Genomic DNA, 19,415 nt, shown 5'->3' with positions numbered 1-19,415 from the left:
GATTCCTTTCATATTTCTATTAACAAATGATAGAAACAATGAACATCCTCCAATTATCAAGTCATAATAATCAGGAAAATGCAGGCTGGGCTAAATTACTTTCCCGGAATAGCTGATACAAAGCCATACAAACCTCGCCTCTAAGAACAGCGGCATCCCCATCCCTACTTTTATACAGCCAGGAATTCGGATTAAGTTTGTTGCCATTGCTCTTTTCCAAGTCCTGAATAATTTTCATTATGTCTTTAATCCGGACCGTTTGATCATTTGGTTTCCAACCCGCAGGGATTATCCCTGTACTGTCCGTCAGATTGGTAAATATACTGACCCATAGTTCAAAGTCATTAGCGGTCAGATTTTCCTTTGGCCTTGCCAAATAGGAATCAAAAAACCCTTTTGTTCCCCAAAACTGTATCGCATCAAAAGCTTTGTCCTCTCTTTGCATGTCTTCAAAATAAGTCAATATCTGGCGTTTCTTAATCAAAATACTCTGGAGATAGGGAATTGGCACATCCTTTATTTCCACCTGCAATTCTCTGGATAGATGGGCCGAAATACCAGCAACCTGCCCTATCCCCATCCATAGGGGTTCCATTCTTACGGTAGAAAAGGCTACATGAGTAGTGGAAGCAGCCACAGGTACTATTAGCCCGAGAACTTTTTCAGGAACCAAAATCCTGTATGGAATCTGATACGGGGATATTTCCAGCATACCGATGTATCCTTCCAAAACCTTATTGTCCATAGATGGCACTTTGGAAACGGGAAAACTGTCAATTGGAAACTCTCCTGTAATTATGGTATCTTCAAAAACAGTCGTTCGTTTCGCATTGCCCTGCAGGGTTACATCATTTTCCGTTAGGGTGTACATTCCTTTCAACCGCCTTGCCTCACGGATATAAAACTGCCATGGAAAATGTTCATTATCTGTAAACTCATCCTTGGGAAGGTGGTATTGCAAAGCCAAATTCCTGTGCGCTTCTGGAATCTCCGGATCATTCTGAACAAAATAAATCAGCCCCAGAGTAAGTTCCCTATGTCTTTGGAAGATTTTTTCCCTTGTTTCCCAGTCTGACTCTGGATAAGAATAATTTTCTCCAACAAATGGGAAACCTAATGGCCTTGGATTGATATTGACATCATATTTACGGTTTGGTATTTCGGTAAAGGAGAAGACCCGGACCATGGTATCAAAGTGATCCGCATAATAACCATGTCCTTCTTTGAACACTTTAGGTGCGCTAAGCCTCCCCTCCTTTAAATCCGCAAAATATTTTACATAATTATTCCTATCATATCCCGAAGGCGGTTCAGAAAGTACATAACTGTTCTCAGGGTCATCGGTCATGCAAAGGCGATAAGTATATGCAGGTAATTTATAATCCCCTTCTCCTGTACTTCCTTCCAAAAAAGATTTTTCATTGAAATCAAAAAAAATATGTCCGGCATGCTCCTCATCAAATTCATCTTTTCCTTCCCTACCTAACCGGTATTCAGCGCCGGCAAGTGCAAATATATCTCCTTCATAGGTGGCATCCACAAACACTTCTGCAATTAAATATTTCCTATCTCCAGAATTTCGGTCGATAAAAACTATCCCGGAAACTCTTTCATCATTCATGTCTACTTCTTCAATTTGATAATTCAGCAGCACCCGAATATTTTTCTCTTCCCCTATCATTTGGTTAAATACAAGCTCAGCAACCGAAGGTTCATAATAATAACCTTCTTTGCAAAGCCGAACATTATTGGAATCTTTTCCATATTTATCGGTGTAGTATTGAAGCACCTGCCCGGTAAATTCTTTAAAAAGCCCAGCTATTGCCTCCTTGTTTTCTATATCACTTTTCCCCAAACCACTTGTTGTCATCCCTCCCAAATGGCCATGATATTCAGTAAGTATCACCTTAGAACCCATCCTTGCTGCCGCAATCGCCGCCATAATTCCCGCTGGTGTTCCTCCGATAACAGCAATATCTGCCCTATCCTCCCCCTCAGATTCTGGTTCATTCCATACACATGCCGCAGTTATGCCACTACCAGAAAATATTGTTCCTAGAGCACTTATTTTAATAAAATTTCTTCTATCCATTTTATAATCATCTATTTTGTTTTTGGTTTGGGAGGCATTTCTAGTTTATCCAATTCTGAAATTTCAATCTTTAAAACCTCTACAGTCTGTTTGGCTCCTCCAAATGCGATATATAAAGAACCCTCGTGTTCCATCACATGTGGGTAGTCTATATGTCGTCCGCCAACCAGGTAACCCATTTTGGTAAATACTAGACCGTCATCACTGATGGCAATGGTAAGGGGATCCCGTTTAAGAGGATTAGAGTTGGAAACGAGTACATAACGGCCATCTTTTAATTTTAATCCACTAAATTTTGAAGTTGCATCTGGGAAATTAGTTTTTACGAGTGGAGTCCAGGTTCGACCATTGTCAGTGGAGAAAGACCGGTAGAGATTTCCGCTCCTTTTGTTGTCTCGAAACCAGGCTACAATATTATTATCCGGTAACACCATCCAATAGGGTTCCTCTGCACCAAATTCTCTATTTTGGTAACTTACAATTGGATAATTCTCCCACTTTCCAATAGATTCAGTACCCCCGATCAACATATATACATCAGAGTTTTTATCCCTGCGAGACATCATCCATTCTCCATTAGGGAGTTTTTTGGGAGGAAAATTATTCATGGCATTGTCAAACACAAGACCCTTGTGCTTCCAACTCTTATTACCTTCTGTTGCCAATTCATAAGCATGAAGCTGAAGACCTTCACCTCTATAAGATGGCGCATTGTATCTGGTAGCTAAAGCCAATAATTCCCCGTTTCTGATCCAAAACCCTCTCGCAATCCACCCAAATCCATCATCCGGAGGCCCAGCAAGATCTCTCGGCTCTGTCCAGTTTATTCCATCCTCAGAGGTAGAATAGGAGATCAACTGTCCTGGCTGGTCATGGCCCGGAACAATATCTCTATGTTTTATCGGATCCTCACTCCTATGCACTCCAGGTCCATCACTCCACATTGCCCAAAATCTACCATCATAGAATGTAAGGTAATTATGCTGATTCGTCTTTCTTCCCCATGCATAGCGCACATCGCTGACTATAGAATGCTCCGAGGGAATTTTGGGCAGAGAGGAAAAATCGAATTGCTTAAAATCCTCAGGCACCCAATCCCCCTGTAACATCAGTGAAGATTTGGGGTTAGTGGAGGGATGGGGGTAATTCAGGTTTTGACTACAAACAGGGCTCTGTAACCAATACAATAGCAACCAGGTTATGAGGGTCTTTTTCATTTTACTTAATTAAAATACGGATTAAAGAATAGAATAACATTTTACCTTTTCAATGGTGCCATTTCCAAATTATCCAAATCAGAAATCTTAACCTTCAATACTTCGATTTTCTGTTTTACCGATCCAGCAAAAGCAATCAGTAAATACCCGTCCTGTTCAATGACATGCGGATAATCTATATGGCGGCCACCGGTCAAATAGCCCATCTTCGTAAATACCATTCCGTCTTCACTTATGGCTAACGCAAGGGGATCTCTTCTTTCAGGGTTGGGATTAGAAACTAACACATACCTTCCATCACTCATTCTTAAACCATTGAATTTTGATCTGGCATCCGGGAAATTTGTCCTCACAGGATTGCTCCAGGTTCGGCCATTGTCCGTCGAAAAGGACCTGTAGAGGTAACCGCTTCTCCTGTTGTCTCTAAAAAGTGCCATCAGGCTTTTTCCGTCAGGAAGCACCCACCAATAAGGTTCTTCAGGATCCATTTCCTCCGTAGAGCCTGTTACCGGGTAGGATTCCCACTGATCAAATCCTTTTATTCCCCCGACCAGAAATTCAATTCCTGATTCTTTATAATCATAAGCCCTACGGGACATTAACCACTCTCCTGAAGGCAAAAGCTTTGGGGGAAAATTATTGATGGCATTTTTATAAACAACTCCTTTCTCCTCCCAGGAATTGGATTCCCCATTCCATTTGTAAGCCAGTAATTCCAGGCTTGGTCCAAAAAACCCTGCTGCTTCATCCAAGGATGCCAATGCCAGAAGTTCCCCGTCACGTTGCCAAAAACCTCTTGATATCCAACGCATTCCTTTGTCAGTCCTAGTATTGTAAAGCTCCGATTCAGGTCCGGAGCCTTCCGGATAAGAAGTTAGAAAATCGGGATCAGACCATTGGAGACCATCCGGGCTGGTGGCATATTTAACTATTTGACCTACTCTGTCCTCTACACCCGGACCATCGCTCCACATAAGCCAATATTTTCCCTCAAAAAAGGTTAGATAGGAATGCTGGTTTACACCACCACTTGCCTGTGCCTCCGAAAATGAGGCATGGTTAACCCCTTCAGCCGTCACATCGCTGACGAGTGCATGTTCTAAAGGAATTCTTGGAAGATTATCAAAATCAATTTGATGCGGATGGTCAAACCAATCTCCAGACAGCATTAGGGGCGACTTTGGATTAGTTGCCGGATCAGGATAATCCTCTGGTTTGGTGTCTTCACCTTTCTGACTACAACCAAAAATTGGTAAAAGAAATATTGTAATTGAAATAATAAAATATTGTTTTTGTATTATTTTCATATTTACATATTTTATTTTTTATAATATTTTCCATTTTGGTAATACTTTTGATTGACTTCCTTCTCCCAATCTTGGAGCTGGTTAAAAAGGTCTTTGACTATTGTTGGGTGTTTAATGGCTAAATTTTTGTCTTCCCCGATATCTTCATGGAGGTTATAAAGTTCCATAGATTTTCCTGGATCCATTACCACAAGTTTCCAATTACCGGATCTTACGGCCGAACTGCCACCCACCTGCCAAAACAAATGCCTGGAATCCAACCTTTTTCCATTCAAAAGGAGTGGCAAGAGATTGATCCCATCCAGGGAATTGCGGCCATTCTTGTCCGGGGCATCTATTTGTACTAGTTTAAGCAAAGTTGGCAGAATATCCATTGTCATCACGGTTTCATGGCTTACTGTTCCGCTTTCAATTCTCCCTTGCCAGTGGGCAATTGCGGGCACCCTGTGCCCCCCCTCATAGACAGTGTGTTTTGCCCCACGCAACGGGTGATTGGAGGATATTTCGGTATAACCTCCGTTGTATTCAGTAATGCCCCCATTATCTGAAATAAATAATACCAATGTATTTTCATCCAGATTCATCTCCAATAATTTTTCCATAATAGCGCCGACACTTTTATCCAACTCCTCAAGCATTCTTTCCACCACTTTACCTACTTTTTCGGGTGAGTGAGCTCCCAACCTGTTCAGGGGTCCACTAACCTCTCTATACCTTTTCCCCAGTACTCTATGCGGTTCATCTTCTGGGCTCTGCCATGGAAAATGAATTGCCAGATGGGAAAGTAACAAGAAAAATGGTCCATTTTTATTGGCTTCAATAAACTCCATCGCATGGTTAGTAACCAAATGGGTAACATATCCCTCTTCCCGCACCAATTTATCATTGTGCCACCAATCCAACCGACCAAAAGTGTTCACATGGGAGTGGTAATCCACTGCCCCATGAAGCATCCCTCTGAACTCGTCAAACCCGAAATTTAGAGGACTCTGCTCCTTATTATACCCAAGGTGCCACTTACCAATAAACCCGGATTTATATCCTTTTTGGTTTAGATAATGAGCAATGGTAATCTCATTTTTCGCTTCCGGTGCGCCAAGACCCAGAGAATTTTCGCCCAAAGCACCTACAATTCCTATTCTTTGTTGATAGCGACCTGTTAGTAGGGACGCACGGGTAGGGGAACAGTTGGCCCCATTTGAATGAAAATCGGTAAATCGAATACCTTCTTTGGCCAATTGATCAATGTTTGGGGTATTAACCTTTCCGCCATAAGCAGACAAATCTGCATAGCCAAGATCGTCTGCCAGGATCAATATGATATTAGGACTTTGTGTTTTAGCACCCAATGCGTTTACCATTGACCACGAAGGCAATTGTAGCCAACACCCTGCTATTAAAATAAAATATTTAAAGTTACTCAACATCGATAAAAGTCTTCTCACCTCCATTCAGGATGTTGTTCTAAATTTTTAGCTCTGTCAATTGCATCTTGGGGAATTGGCCATACATAATGTCTGTTTGGATTAAATACCCTAAGCTCAATATTATTTTCAGGAAGCAAGCCTGGAACATATAGACTTTTCAATTGCACATTTAATGTTTCCTCAGCAATTCTCCACCTCAAAATATCGAAATAGCGTAGACCCTCTCCAGCTAATTCCACCCTTCTTTCATTTCTAATAAAAGTACGGAGAGTGCTTTGATTCCCATATTTTACTCTATCAACTCTCGGCATTCCCGCACGCATCCTAATTTTGTCTAGAACATCATAAACAGAAGGATCAGGCCCAGATTCTTCATTTTTTGCTTCGGCATACATTAGCAGTACATCCGCATACCTAAAAATAATCCAATTAACGTATGATTGCCACTCAGCTCTCGCTCTTAATTCTCCGGTGTATTTTCGAAAATATAACCATGTTATGGAAAACCTTTGATCGGATCCGAAAGGATTATAAACTACTCCGTTAAGATTTGAGTAAGGATACAAAAACGTCGCAAAGTATCGCGGATCTCGATTGGAAAATGGATTCATTGGATCAAATAAAGGAGATTCTTCAATTGTAAGTCCGTCAATCATTTCATAAGATTTTTCTAGCTCCGCTGTGGGTAGAATTAGTGCAAATCCACCCATGCTAACCGGAGCGTAATTCCGGTTCATTGTGTTGATCTCTACATCCTTTGCATACTGCCTTGCCAAAATAACCTCCTTTGTTTGGTTATTAAAGGATTGCAAAAAAAGCTCTTCAAATTTCGGATGCAATTCATACTCATTCAAATCCATCACCTGCTTTGCAGCAGCGGCAGCTTCTGCCCAACGTTCATTGTATAAGAGTACCCTAGCCTTTAAAGCCAGAGCTGCTCCCTTAGTAAATCTACCTGTCTGGTTAACAGGCCAGTTAACTGGCAACTGTTCAATTGCCAAATTTAAATGTTCTAAAATATAATTTAAAACTTCCTCTTTTGGGGATTTTGGAATATCACTTTCTGGTATGCTCAATGGATGGGTAACCAAAGGCACATCTCTATATAGCGTTATTAACCTAAAGTATTGATAGGCTACCATGAAATTAACCTGACCTGAAAGCTCATCGAGCTTCGCCTGAGATATATTCGGTACCTGCCCAATAAACTCAAAAAATTCAAGACTTTCCCTGATTTTTCTAAAGTTCCAATATCTATTTACATTTGGGTCTATCGGCTCAAATGTTCCATTGGCAATTCTGTTGGCTCCGAGGGCTGCTCTGCCAAAGGCATTGTCACTGAAGGCCTCGAACTGTGCATCGTCGGTCGTAGCAAGGCCATTATACAAATTATTTACCCAGAACTCAGCATTCACGGCGGAGGTCCAAAATGTTTCCGCTGATGGAGAATCAAGGGGTTGCCTCTCTAAAAAATCATCCTCGCAGGAAACAGCCAATAACATAATAATTATAAAACTGGACTTAAGTATATTCGATTTCATAATTTCTGCAATTTAAAACTCAATATTTACACCAAAACTGAACAACTTGGATAAAGGATACCGTCTCTCTATCAACCTTCCCCCCACACCAGTAGGGGATTCAGGATCGTAGCCCAGAAATCTAGTAAAGGTGAAAGGGTTTTCAGCACCTATGAATACCCGAGCCCTACTTATTCGGAGGTCACTTAAAAGGTTGGTGGATAAATTATATCCCAACTCCAACTGCTTAATTCTAAAATAGGAAGCATCCTCCAACCAGAAGCTGGAAAAGTCGTTATTGATACCTCCAGCAGTCCCACCACCAATTCTAGTTTTCGGGAACCTGGCATTCAGGTTATCCGGCGTCCACCTATCCAAGTGGTAAGTGCGAAGGGTAGAGTTTGCTCTATCAAAATTATGTGCAGTCCATCCATTGCTCCAGACCAAATGGCTCATCACTCCTTGCCCAAAAGCGATAAAACTAAAATTCTTATAATTAAGGCTCAATCTGATCCCATAAGGAAATCTCGGATCAGACCTTCCCAACCGTACCCGGTCGGCTGCCGTAATGGTATTTGGATCCCCTCCGTTTTCTTCAAATTTAATATCTCCAGGTGTAGTCCTTGGGTTCTGAAAGGAATGATTCTCCACGTCTTCAATATCCTGGAACAATCCTATGGACCTCCAGCCGAACCACTCGTTTACAGGAAATCCCTCCTCGGTAATGGTGTTTCCACTGAACCTAGGGCTGACACCCCCCATGTCGACAACTGTTTCAGTAGCATTGGCCAGATTTAGGGTAAGGCCATAACTAAAGTCTCCTAATGCTTTTATGTGGGAGAGGGCCAATTCCCATCCCTTATTGTCTATCCTGCCTGCATTCTGTACAGGAGCAGGTTGTCCGAAGGTGGTGGGGACCGGAAGCAGTAATAGGATATCTCTGGTTTTTTCTTGAAAAACGTCAAAATCAACCTCTAATAGATTGTCCAACACGCTGAATTCAATTCCCAGATTCATGGCTTCTTTGGTTTCCCAGGTTAGTAATGGGTTAGGAGCGCCCCCGGTTGTTACACCTCTTTGTGGGGAACCATTAAAAAAATAAGTCGACTGGGATAGGGTATTGGCGAACGGGTAGAACCCCACATTTTGATTGCCTACCTGACCCCATGAACCTCTAAGTTTTAAAAAGCTAAAAACAGGGTTGTCTTTCAGAAATTGTTCCTGGGTCAACACCCAACCGGCAGACATGGAAGGGAAAAATCCCCATCTCAAATCTTCCGTAAATCTGGAAGAACCATCATAGCGCATACTTGCCTCCAATAAATAACGGTCCTTGAAGGAGTAATTGCCCCTTGCTATGAATGAAGACAGCGCCCAGTCAGATGCCCCTCCTGATATATTCCAAAATGAAGGGTCGGTACTGCCTGCGCTGATAACATAAATATCCTCGGTGAGAAAATCACGGGTACCTACCACTTCATTATTCTGACTAAACCATTCTCTGGTTACACCACCCAAAATAGAAAAATTATGATCACCTATAGTGATTTGGTAATTGGCAATCAAGTTGAGGTTTTGAAATATATCTGAGCTATGACGAATATCTAAAAAATTAAAAGGACTCTCCAGTATGATTTGATCTGGATCATTTTGATCATAAAGAGTGATTTTCCGTCTATAATCCCGCTCCCTTGACTGGTTACTGACCATTCCATAAGTGCCGGTTAAATCAAGATTAGGTGAAAAATTGTATTTTAAGGAAAAATTTCCAGTAAGCTGATTACTATTCAATATCGATTCTCCCCCATCCTCGGACGCCAAAGCAATCGGATTGCCCCCCCCTGCCCCAGACGTAGTCTGAAGCCATCTGCTTCCATCTGGACTCTTTATGGCATCTATCTGGGGCTGGGCTGCCACAAAGGACAGCATATTTCCCAGATTACCACCTCCGGGTGCTTTCCTGACGGATGGAGAATACGCACCGTTGAAATTTAACTGAAGCTTTTTACTTAGTTTATATCCTTCATTAAGCCTAAGGTTAAGGCGTTCAAATCCTGTATTGATAACAGTCCCATCCTGCTTTAAATAGCCAAGTGAAAAATAATAGTTATGAAATTCGTTACCACCCGAAATACTAAGGTTTTGGTTGGTCTGCATAGCATTGGAAAGCATATAACCGTCCCAATCATGGTCTTTCCATTCAGGTGAAGAAAAAAGTTGAATGTCATTTTGGGTAAAAAAAGGAGTTGCTCCTGGATTATCGTTTTCCATTGCTTCATTAAACAATAAAGCGTGATCTAAGGCAGAAACTTTCTCAGGGAACCTTGTTGGCTGCTGCATGCTAATAGTGCCACTGTAATTTATTCTTGCTTTACCGGATTTTCCTGATTTGGTAGTTATCAAAATTACGCCCCCTGTTGCCCTTGACCCGTAAATGGCGGCAGATGCGGCATCTTTTAATACACTTATGGATTCAATATCGTTTGGATTAATCTGATCCAGCGACGAGGGTACCCCATCAACAATAGTTAGTACTGGGTTATTGGTAAAGGTACTAGTACCTCTAATCTTGAAATCGATGGACTGGTTCCCTGGTTGACCGCCAGTTCTAACAACGGTCAGACCAGCTACCTGGCCTTGAAGAGCCTCCTCCACTGATGCCACAGTTCTGTTCTCCAACTGATCTGCTTCAATTACTCCAACAGCCCCTGTAAGGTTAATTCTTTTTTGGGTGCCATAACCCACCACAACCACTTCCTCAAGGGAACTGGAATCCGGCTGTAATCTTACTTCTAACCCTGACTGTCCCCCCAGTGTTACTAGCTTTGATTCATAACCGATATAAGAAAAGACCAAGACCGACCCCTCAGGGGCATCAATCATAAAGTTTCCATCCAAATCAGTAACAGTTCCCCTAGTGGTGCCTTGAATGGTAATAGTCGCACCGGGTAAAGGCTCTCCATTTTCGTCCAAAACCCTACCAGTAACGTCAAAATCAATACTGCCTAATTCCTCGAGTTCGGGTACGGTCTTAGAAGATGTAGGTTTCACATGGATATTTCTATTCACCTGAACAAAGTTGATAAATACCTGTTTTGAAATTATCTCTAAAATATTGTAAAGACTTTGGTCTAATGCATCAATAGAAACTTTCTGATTAAGATCTACTGATTTGTTAGTATACGTAAACCTAAAATCCGTCTTCGCTTCTACCAGCCGGAAAAACTGGCTTAAGGACTTATCGGTGAGGTTTACCGAAATCTTTACCTCCTCCAGGGTTTTTCGCTGTGCGTTCCCTGTATTGGCCAGTAGCACCGTACAGAAGAAAAGCTGAATCAGAAACCCATACATTACTCTTTTGGACAGCATAAGTAGTTGCCTAAGTATATTTTTTTTCATAATATTGAATTGTTTAAGTGATTGAACTTGAACCAGACCTTGTCCTCTTTCCATGGACACAAGGCTGTGAGAAGGCAGCGTCCCGTTCCCCCAGAACGGACGCTGCCTTTGTCGTTAACCGCTGTCAATGTGCTCCATCATTCGATTAATTTGGGTTATATATCGTTACTTGTTTTCCTTCAATTTTATAGCTTATCCCGGAGGTATAGAAGATACCCTTTAATACATTTTCCAATAATTCGTCTTGATAAACGCCGGTATATTTCCAACCACTGGGAATCGGGCCCTTTACCAACACTTCGACGCCAAACCAATTTTCAATTTTCCGCTTTGCTAATTCAAAAGAGTCTTTTTTAAATACCAACTGCTTGTCTTTCCAGCCCAGTATTTCAACCGGATCAAAACCGGTCTTGTAAAATTCACCGCTCTTTTCCATCACCAGCATTTCATTGGGATCCAAATTGACTTGGTTGCCTCTATAGTCATGGACCCTCACTTTACCTGTCACCAAGGCCACGGCAATTTTACCACTCTCCTCTTGATTGACATTGAAAGTGGTACCCAACACCTTAATCCGGGTCGTGCCGGAGCTCACAAAAAACGGCCTGCCGACCTCATGTTGAACCTCAAAAAAAGCTTCTCCGATTAGTTGAATCTCTCTTCGTTCTGGTCCGAATTGCTTGGGATATTGAATGGAGCTGCCCGCATTCAGGAAAACCTTACTTCCATCTGCCAAGGTAATCAGGGATTTAACCCCTGCCGGATTTTGTTTCATTATCATGGGAATCTCTACAACGGTCTCTTTTACCTCCTCCCGTTGAAACATCCCGGCGTAGCCCATCCAACCGCAAAATCCTATGACTAAAATCGCCGCTAATTTTCTTATCGAGAGGAAACTCCACAGGCGAAAAGCCTCCTTTGGTTCCACTCTCTTCGATTCGAGGGGTCCCGCGGAGCGTACGATATTTTCGAAGGTTTCTAGGTAAAGGGTGTCGGTAAAAGGCAGACTTCGGCTACTTTGAATGCCCCGGATTAGCTGGGCTGCTTCTAAAACGACGGGGCGCTTTTCGGGATACTCACGTAGCCACTTTTCCCAGAAATGACAGTTGTTTGCATCCGGAAATTTAACCCATTGGATAAAAAATTCATCCATTAAGAAATGTTCCAGGTCGTAATCTTTATATCGTAAATAGGTCGGATTCTCCATTCGATGTCATGCGTCTTTATTTGGTGATTTTTTTAATAGAACTTTGAGGCTATCCAATGCCCTGTATACAATTTTTCGGGCTGACTTTACCTCATTCAGGTCCATTACTTCCGCTATCTCTTTATAAGTCATTCCCTCTTCATACAGCAACACTACTGCCTGCCTTTGCCTTGGAGTCAATTGATTGAGTGCCTCCTGTATCAGTGCTTTCTGTTCGGATTCATTTTCCTGCTGAATCAGTTTCGTTTCAAAAGACACTTCAATGTGAAAAAAACTCCTATCCAGCCCTTCGATTGTTACATTTGTTCCTTGGTTCTTGTTCAGCTCCCGGATTAGATCCCGCTGCAGGCACTTATAGAGGTAGGATTTTATACTCTTTACTTCGCTTAAGCTGCCCCTCTTTTTCCGCAGACCAATAAATATATTTTGGATACAGTCCTGAACCATTCCCTGATCCTTGCTGATTTGGCTGCCAAACCCAAAAAGGGAGGCCGCATGTATGCGGTAAATATAGTTAAAAGCCATTTCATCACCCGCATCAAATGCGCTCCATATTTCCGTATCCGTTTTGTCTTTAAAAATCTCCATGGTGACCGCGTGCCGAGACGGCAAGGGGATAACGGGTACGGTGGTTTTATTTTTTGGGTTTATGTTCATGAGCGCTGGATATATCGCTTATATACTAAAGAGGAGGATAAACGATAAAACGACCCCACAAAAATCATTATTTTTACAAATATTTTAAAATTAAAATTATATACTGATTTTTGTTAAAATAAAAAAATATAATAAAAACACTTACCAATATACGTTAATATACCAATGATTATTTTAAAAATGGATGATATACAACAATAAAAACATAGTAGAAATTACTATTTTCGAAAAAAAAACTATGAAATATAGGTCCTAAAACCATCCGACTACCTGTCTGCCCTAAATCCGGGTTGGATCCCAGGGCTTTCTTTAGCGACCGGGAGTCCCGATCAGGAGATCGGTTCCGTACAGGTGTATCATTTGGGGATTAATGGATACCCCACCGTACACCGCCATGGATTTGACCTTTCTTGGCAAAGCTTTCGCAAAGGTTTTTACCGTTTGATCGACCTGAAGAGCCAGTTCACGGGTAGGCACCAGTACGAGAACAGCAACTGCCCTGCTTTTTACAGCGGTTTTCCGCTGAAACATATCCAGAATCGGTAATACGTAGGCGGCTGTTTTTCCAGATCCAGTTGGAGCCAGGGCCCAAAGGTCTTTCTTTTGAAGAATAGCGGGTATTGCCTTGGTCTGAATCGGAAAGGGATTGTCGTGGTTTGCTTCGCGTATTGCGTCCAGTAATGGTGTTGAAAGACCGAGGTTGGAAAAGCTCATGGATACATTTTTGGCCAAAGGTAGGTATTATTACTTAGTATCGTTGTAATACCGAAAGCATAGAAAGGCAACGGATTCCAAATGTATACGAAGCCAAACCGCAATCGGCAGGCTAATTCCTTCAAAGCAAAGAAGATAAAACCCTCAGGCTTCTGGTTGATTTTATTGATCATCAAATTTCAACGTAAAATTCCTGCTGGTCGAACTTTCTGCCGTAGGAAAATCATCTGGTATGGGTTGAGTAACCTTTCCTGTTGCCGCCCATTCCGTTCCTCTTAAAAATGAAGTGATAAAACCAACGCTTTCGATTGAAAAATCATCGTGCCCCAGCGTGGTATGAAACACCCGCCCTTTGCCGTAGTCCAGCACCATCAGCATGGGTTCGTGCCGGTCAGTTGGAGCTTTGCCCGAAACATCCTTACCGGTAGCCAGTACGGTCATGTCCTCGGCCGGACCACGCAGTTGAGAATAGCACTCATCCTTGGTGGTTAGCCATACTTCCGGCATTCCCCTGGTGATGGGGTGATCCTTCTCACGAATGGTGATGGGAAAAATATGGCTAGGTCCATGGGCACCGCCTTTCCCCGGTGAAGGATCTCGTACCAGCTCGCCTTCATTCGTATAATATACATAAGGGCCATCTTTTTCAGTACGGTCACCCCAGCCTCCCAGGCCAATCATTTTATTGTATTCCAGCCAGTCTGGAAAAGAATTGTTTGCGGCGTGAAAGGAAACAAAGCCTCCGCCTGAGGACATGTATTCTTCGAATGCTTTTTGGGTTTCCTTCGGCCAATCCGCCGCCTTCCAGCCAAAGTTGGAAATCACCACATCGTAATTTTTGAATACGGGGGCGAAATCCGGATCATGTTGCGGGGTCTCCAGATCTGTGGTTGCGCCCAGTCCCGCCAATGGCAAGTATTTCTTTTCCCTTTCTGCTCTCCAGGTAAATCGGGTTCTGTAAATATCTACCCGAAAAAGCCCGGTTTCTTCCAGGTACTGCTTCATCATTAGCGTAGCTTTTGGCCATACCTCATGGTTATTCTGACCGTCAACGATCAACGCTTTTAAAGGGGCTTTTTCTTTCACTTCATGATGAGGTAGATTTGAGATCTTATTCTCCGTCCGGAAGCTTTTAGCAACGGCATGGACACTAAAATCTAGTAAAAGAAAGCACAGAACAAAATATGACAGGAATTTCATAGGGTACGTTTCGAATTTTTGGAATAATTATTTCTTGATTAAACCCTTTCCACGTGGCTCTTTATAGAATAAACGTTACTTATTTAAAACAGTGGGCACGGGAGCATGTACGGCTGCTACCCAATTTCTAAGTTTTTCCAACAGGTTTGTTGCTACTCCGCTTTCTCTGCCAGAAAGGTCTTCTTGCTCTGAAATATCCGTTCTCAGATTAAACAGTTCATAACGATCGTATTCATAATAATAAATCAATTTCCAATCACCAGCGATGATTACCGAAGAGGGTACCGCACGCCAGTAATTTTTGGTTCCATCAAAAGCTGGCAATACCTCCACGCTTCCCCCCAGGTAAAGCGGAAAATGAAAAAAAAGCGCACGATCCCTGTCAAAATATTCTCCTTTGAGAATGGGTAGAAAAGAATTCCCATCCACCGGCTGATGTTGCGGTAGCTCCGCTGAGGCGATTTCCGCAAAAGTAGGCATAAAATCAATACCGGACACCGGAATGTCGGATTTCGAACCGGCCTGGGTTACACCCGGCCATTTAATACAAAACGGTACGCGGATTCCCCCTTCATAAAAAGTACCTTTCCCTGCCCTTAGCGGAGCATTATCGGTGATGGATGAAAGCCCCCCATTATCCGAGGTAACGATCACAACCGTGTTTTCTTCCAGATTCAACTCTTTTAATCGGTTCAGAACCCTGCCTACACTACGATCTATCTGTTCTATTTCGGCTGCATACACCGGATCGTAATTTCTGTCCGCCCCTCCTTTGAGTTTGTTGCTGTAGTAGGCTATCCGCTCCTGTCTCGCCATCAGGGGAGTATGTACCTCCCAATGACTGAGATATAAAAAAAACGGATTCTCTTTGTTCTCGTCAATAAAATGGAGCGCCGCATCCGTCAGCCTTTCTGCGACATGATCATCGTTATAAAAACGCTTTTCGTCGCCGCAATAATTGGTGATTTCGCCGATTTGACCGGCGGCAGATAACACATCGAAGCCCTGATTATCGTCCCCAATATGCCATTTTCCGAGCCGAGCGGATACATAGTTCACTTTTTTCAGCAGCTCTGCAAGCGATTCAAATTCCGATGAAACGGTATTGATGCTCACCGGGATTGTATTGAACGTGGAGTTTTGGCCCTGGGTAGGCACTTTGAAGCGCATCTTCGAAACATCGCCTCCCCTGGACACCCCTTGCGGAATATACACCTGATGACGGGGCGAGTACATACCGGTCAACAAACTCGCCCGTGTCGGGGCACAATTCGCAGCCGAAGGGTAAAATCGGGTGAAGATCATTCCCTCTGAAGCGAGTTGGTCGATATTCGGCGTTTCGTAAAATTCGGCCCCATTAAACCCCACATCCATCCAGCCAAGATCGTCGGCAAGGATGAGTACGATGTTTGGTGGCGTACGTTTTCCTCCAACAGTCTGCCCTTTTGCCTGCTCAGGAGAGAACAAATTCAAAAATAAAGCTACTACTACACAACTGATATTTTGGGCTTTCATTTCGTACGTGTCAAATCAATGGAAAAAGTAAAAATTATTTTCATCAAAAAACGTAGGAAATAAAGAAAAATGCCTTTTCAGGAAAAAATTAAATTTCATTCCAGGTTAAAAACAGAATTAACGGTTAGGAAAGGCAATTTTTCTATTCTAAACGATTCGAATTAGGGAGTTCAGGAATCTTTTCCATTTATTTCATTGAATACCATGTCTACCTTAATGGTATCCCGCGGATATTCTAAAACCGATGCCCCATTCGCTGAAATCAAAATAGGCGTTTTCAAAGTCGATTTATCCTTGATCAATACCGTCAAAAGATCGGTTTCATCCATATCTTCTCCTTGAATGTTCGCTTTAAAATAAGTCGATTTCTCGTCGAAGAGATCAATCACACGTTTGTTTAGTTTACTTGCCAATTCCAAAACCTGGGTCGGGGTCATATCATTTTTCGCTACATCCAATTCATTGATTTTGTGCTTATGTAACGTCAAAACATAGGCATAGGCTTCCATGTCCTCCAGTTTATTACCGTTGTAAATAAATTTGATCTCGTTTTTCTTCAAATCAAACATGATTTTCTTTTTTTAGATCTAAAAAATGGAAGCAATTACCTCAATTTCAACCATAAATCTTGTACCCGATTGCCTAATCCTTTATTCCCAAACCGCTCAAATTTATGTTTGCGTTAAAGACGGGGAAAGACCTACATCCCCAAGAAATCAAACCACCCGGCTATCCGTCTGCCACAAGTCCGCATTGGCCCCTAATGCTTCCTTCAGCGGTCGCGTAGCCTCGTCAAGCGCGTTTAGTAGAGTGGGGCTAAGCGTTACTTCTGCGCTCGCTGCATTTTTTCTGACCTGGGCCGCATTTCTGCCACCAACAATCGCTGCGGCCACACCTTGCTGATACAGCAACCAGGCCAAACTGATATTCCCCATCGGTACTTCCGCCTCCTTGGCAAGCTCCCTGATCCTGGCAATGGTTTGGAAGGTCAACGCCTCGCAACCGTCCTCCTGATGCCGGGATTGAGACCTTTTCTTCGTGAAATGACGGGTTCGTGCCCGATCATCCGGAACTTCTGTTTCAGAGCTGAATTTCCCTGTCAGCAACCCCTGCATGATCGGGGAATAACAAAGGACCGGCACCTCGTCCGCGAGGCATTGGGGGAGGATCGAAAACTCAACGGCCCGAAAAAGAAGGTTGTAGGCCATTTGGTTACTGCTGATTTGGAATCCGGAATCCTTGCAGCTGTCCAGGCTTTGATTTCCAAAGTTGGACACCCCGTAGGCGCGGATTTTCCCCGCATCCCGGAGTTCTTGAAGAGCTCCCAGCGTGTCCGCCAACGGGATCTCCGGGTTGGGCCAGTGGAGCTGGTACAAATCAATGTAGTCGGTCTTTAGATTTTTCAATCCCCGTTCGCAGGCTTTCTTAAGGTTTTCCGGTGCAAAATCGGCTGGGCCGGCTTTTGATGCGATGATAATCTCCTTTCGCCGTTCTCCCAGCGCACGCGCGAGCAGATTTTCCGAAGCACCTGCCCCATAAGCCTCTGCCGTATCGAAGGTGGTAATACCCTGATCAAAGGCGGTTTGGATGGCCGCCAGGGAATCCCGCTCGTCCTGGGGACCCCAATTGAAGCCGCCAACAATGGCCCAACAGCCAAAAATCAAGCGCGAAATTTCCAGATCGGAATGTGGCAAATGGTAGGTTTCCATGGCTATCAATCGAAGGTTTCTTCAAAAAAAGGGAATTTACGCACAAAATCAAACCTTAGCGTCCAAAGAAAGTAAACTGTTTTTATTTACCCGCTTCCTCGATGGCTGGCCAAATTAAGAAGTCTTTGCGAAGTGCGTCAGGTTATCTTGAACTTGATTGCCTGATCGGGTTTGACATTCAACCACATCAGGATTGCGAGTACATTCAACACGGTCCCGATAATAAAAAATGGGGTAACCGAGCCGGTCCAATCCCGCAGATACGGAAAAGCAAGCGCCGTGACAAAGGATCCGATATTTCCGGCCATGTTCATGGTGCCCGAAACAGCACCCGAGTGTGACTTCCCGATATCGTTGCACAGAGTCCAGGATGGGCTAATGGTCATATCCGCTCCAAAAATCGCCACCGAAAGAAACAAAATCGCCAGGGTGACTTCCGTTGCAAATAAGCTGGCCATTAGGCCGCCGGCCGCCAGGGTAAACCCAATGGCAGCCGGAACTACACGTGACCACTTAAAATGACCATTTTTATAAATGGTATCCACCAGCCAGCCGGAAAACATGTTTCCAAAAGCACCTGCGACCAGTGGCAGGGAGGCATACACCCCCGCCTCCAGATTGTTTAGCATAAACTGTTCTTTCACGTGCGGAAAAAGCCAAGTAAGACAAAAGAAAAACGTAAAGTTACTGGCAAAATACTGGCCCATGGCCAACCAAAGATTGCCGGACTCCACCAATGACTGTACAGCAAAGGTAGATTTCACCTCTGGTTCCGAATTTGACCGAGAGAGCCGGATTTCTTCTTTTTCAAAAGCAGATACCCGGGGGTGCTCTTCAGGATCATCCCGGAAAAGCAGGTACCAGGCCACTGCCCAAAGTATCCCCAGGAAACCCAGGGTAAAAAACGTGGCACGCCAGCCAAGGGAGTCGATTGCCATAGCTACCAGGGGCAGTGCAAAAGCAGCACCAAACCTACCTCCGGAGAAATTGATCCCGTTTACAATCCCTCGCTCCCGAATCGGAATCCAATGGTACACCGCTTTGGCTATTCCTGGATAGGCGCCCGCCTCTCCGACCCCAAACAAAAACCGGATCAGAAAAAGCGAGACAAAGTTGGTAACTGCACCCGTGAGGGCTGTAAAGAACGACCACAAACTCACCACGGCAGCCAGAGCTCTCCTGGGGCCAAATCTATCGCATAGGATACCCAGGGGTGTCTGAAAAAGCGCATAGCCCAGGGCAAACATGGACAATACCCAACCAAACTGTTTGTCACTCAATTGCAGGGCCTCGGTCATGGGGTCTTTTGCAACGGAAATACCGATGCGGTCCACATACACCAGCATGGACAAGAGAAAGGTGCCCGCCACCATAAAGAACCTACTGGGAATAAAGGGCTTGTGATGTAACGTGTGCACGGCTATTTTGGGTTAGGTTGAATGAATTTTTTG

Annotated in this window: 14 protein-coding genes; all 14 read right to left on the bottom strand. The window is 43.5% G+C overall.

The genetic code is table 11. The features are described 5' to 3' along the window. Positions 1–70: 70 nt before the first annotated feature. On the bottom strand, positions 71–2,092 hold the full coding sequence (locus ABWH99_RS10775) for an FAD-dependent oxidoreductase (protein WP_375586284.1): 2,022 nt from the start codon (positions 2,090–2,092) through the stop codon (positions 71–73). A gap of 11 nt (positions 2,093–2,103) precedes the next feature. Next, complete coding sequence (locus ABWH99_RS10770; protein ID WP_375586283.1) at positions 2,104–3,309, bottom strand: exo-alpha-sialidase; 1,206 nt, start codon at positions 3,307–3,309, stop codon at positions 2,104–2,106. Between the two features lie 41 nt (positions 3,310–3,350). Continuing rightward, positions 3,351–4,616 carry an exo-alpha-sialidase gene (locus tag ABWH99_RS10765; protein WP_375586282.1) on the bottom strand — a complete coding sequence of 422 codons (1,266 nt, stop codon included), beginning with the start codon at positions 4,614–4,616 and terminating at the stop codon, positions 3,351–3,353. Between the two features lie 11 nt (positions 4,617–4,627). After that, positions 4,628–6,067: a sulfatase-like hydrolase/transferase gene (locus ABWH99_RS10760; protein WP_375586281.1), complete on the bottom strand. Its 1,440-nt coding sequence runs from the start codon at positions 6,065–6,067 to the stop codon at positions 4,628–4,630. Continuing rightward, entirely contained in the window at positions 6,058–7,584 is a 1,527-nt protein-coding gene (locus ABWH99_RS10755) for a RagB/SusD family nutrient uptake outer membrane protein (protein WP_375586280.1), read from the bottom strand. The genes ABWH99_RS10760 and ABWH99_RS10755 overlap by 10 nt, the downstream gene beginning before the upstream one ends. A gap of 12 nt (positions 7,585–7,596) precedes the next feature. Then, on the bottom strand, positions 7,597–10,962 hold the full coding sequence (locus ABWH99_RS10750) for a SusC/RagA family TonB-linked outer membrane protein (RefSeq protein ID WP_375586279.1): 3,366 nt from the start codon (positions 10,960–10,962) through the stop codon (positions 7,597–7,599). A 145-nt stretch (positions 10,963–11,107) separates the two neighbouring features. Continuing rightward, positions 11,108–12,115: a FecR family protein gene (locus ABWH99_RS10745; protein WP_375586278.1), complete on the bottom strand. Its 1,008-nt coding sequence runs from the start codon at positions 12,113–12,115 to the stop codon at positions 11,108–11,110. Between the two features lie 60 nt (positions 12,116–12,175). Further along, positions 12,176–12,826, bottom strand: coding sequence for an RNA polymerase sigma factor (locus tag ABWH99_RS10740; protein ID WP_375586277.1), 651 nt, complete (start codon positions 12,824–12,826; stop codon positions 12,176–12,178). Between the two features lie 309 nt (positions 12,827–13,135). After that, positions 13,136–13,540: a DEAD/DEAH box helicase gene (locus ABWH99_RS10735; RefSeq protein ID WP_375586276.1), complete on the bottom strand. Its 405-nt coding sequence runs from the start codon at positions 13,538–13,540 to the stop codon at positions 13,136–13,138. 162 nt (positions 13,541–13,702) lie between these two features. Next, positions 13,703–14,626 carry a ThuA domain-containing protein gene (locus ABWH99_RS10730; RefSeq protein ID WP_375586275.1) on the bottom strand — a complete coding sequence of 308 codons (924 nt, stop codon included), beginning with the start codon at positions 14,624–14,626 and terminating at the stop codon, positions 13,703–13,705. A 189-nt stretch (positions 14,627–14,815) separates the two neighbouring features. Next, complete coding sequence (locus ABWH99_RS10725; RefSeq protein ID WP_375586274.1) at positions 14,816–16,255, bottom strand: sulfatase; 1,440 nt, start codon at positions 16,253–16,255, stop codon at positions 14,816–14,818. A 170-nt stretch (positions 16,256–16,425) separates the two neighbouring features. Continuing rightward, positions 16,426–16,824: an arsenate reductase family protein gene (locus ABWH99_RS10720; protein WP_375586273.1), complete on the bottom strand. Its 399-nt coding sequence runs from the start codon at positions 16,822–16,824 to the stop codon at positions 16,426–16,428. Between the two features lie 147 nt (positions 16,825–16,971). Next, complete coding sequence (locus ABWH99_RS10715) at positions 16,972–17,964, bottom strand: aldo/keto reductase (RefSeq protein ID WP_375586272.1); 993 nt, start codon at positions 17,962–17,964, stop codon at positions 16,972–16,974. A 137-nt stretch (positions 17,965–18,101) separates the two neighbouring features. Beyond that, the gene (locus tag ABWH99_RS10710; protein ID WP_375586271.1) at positions 18,102–19,382 is read right to left on the bottom strand and encodes an MFS transporter; all 1,281 of its coding nucleotides are present in this window, start codon (positions 19,380–19,382) and stop codon (positions 18,102–18,104) included. Positions 19,383–19,415: the final 33 nt, after the last annotated feature.

Origin of the sequence: Cyclobacterium xiamenense (assembly GCF_042140265.1) — a bacterium.
GTDB classification, from domain to species: domain Bacteria; phylum Bacteroidota; class Bacteroidia; order Cytophagales; family Cyclobacteriaceae; genus Cyclobacterium; species Cyclobacterium xiamenense_A.
Note: the sequence above shows the minus strand (reverse complement) of the source record. Positions and strands in the feature narration are given on the sequence as shown.

Bases quoted from the DNA above. Each gene is read 5' to 3' on its own strand.
- ABWH99_RS10775 (WP_375586284.1), bottom strand. From the start codon at position 2,092: ATGGATAGAAGAAATTTTATTAAAATAAGTGCTCTAGGAACAATATTT.
- ABWH99_RS10770 (WP_375586283.1), bottom strand. From the start codon at position 3,309: ATGAAAAAGACCCTCATAACCTGGTTGCTATTGTATTGGTTACAGAGC.
- ABWH99_RS10765 (WP_375586282.1), bottom strand. From the start codon at position 4,616: ATGAAAATAATACAAAAACAATATTTTATTATTTCAATTACAATATTT.
- ABWH99_RS10760 (WP_375586281.1), bottom strand. From the start codon at position 6,067: ATGGAGGTGAGAAGACTTTTATCGATGTTGAGTAACTTTAAATATTTT.
- ABWH99_RS10755 (WP_375586280.1), bottom strand. From the start codon at position 7,584: ATGAAATCGAATATACTTAAGTCCAGTTTTATAATTATTATGTTATTG.
- ABWH99_RS10750 (WP_375586279.1), bottom strand. From the start codon at position 10,962: ATGAAAAAAAATATACTTAGGCAACTACTTATGCTGTCCAAAAGAGTA.
- ABWH99_RS10745 (WP_375586278.1), bottom strand. From the start codon at position 12,115: ATGGATGAATTTTTTATCCAATGGGTTAAATTTCCGGATGCAAACAAC.
- ABWH99_RS10740 (WP_375586277.1), bottom strand. From the start codon at position 12,826: ATGAACATAAACCCAAAAAATAAAACCACCGTACCCGTTATCCCCTTG.
- ABWH99_RS10735 (WP_375586276.1), bottom strand. From the start codon at position 13,540: ATGAGCTTTTCCAACCTCGGTCTTTCAACACCATTACTGGACGCAATA.
- ABWH99_RS10725 (WP_375586274.1), bottom strand. From the start codon at position 16,255: ATGAAAGCCCAAAATATCAGTTGTGTAGTAGTAGCTTTATTTTTGAAT.
- ABWH99_RS10720 (WP_375586273.1), bottom strand. From the start codon at position 16,824: ATGTTTGATTTGAAGAAAAACGAGATCAAATTTATTTACAACGGTAAT.
- ABWH99_RS10715 (WP_375586272.1), bottom strand. From the start codon at position 17,964: ATGGAAACCTACCATTTGCCACATTCCGATCTGGAAATTTCGCGCTTG.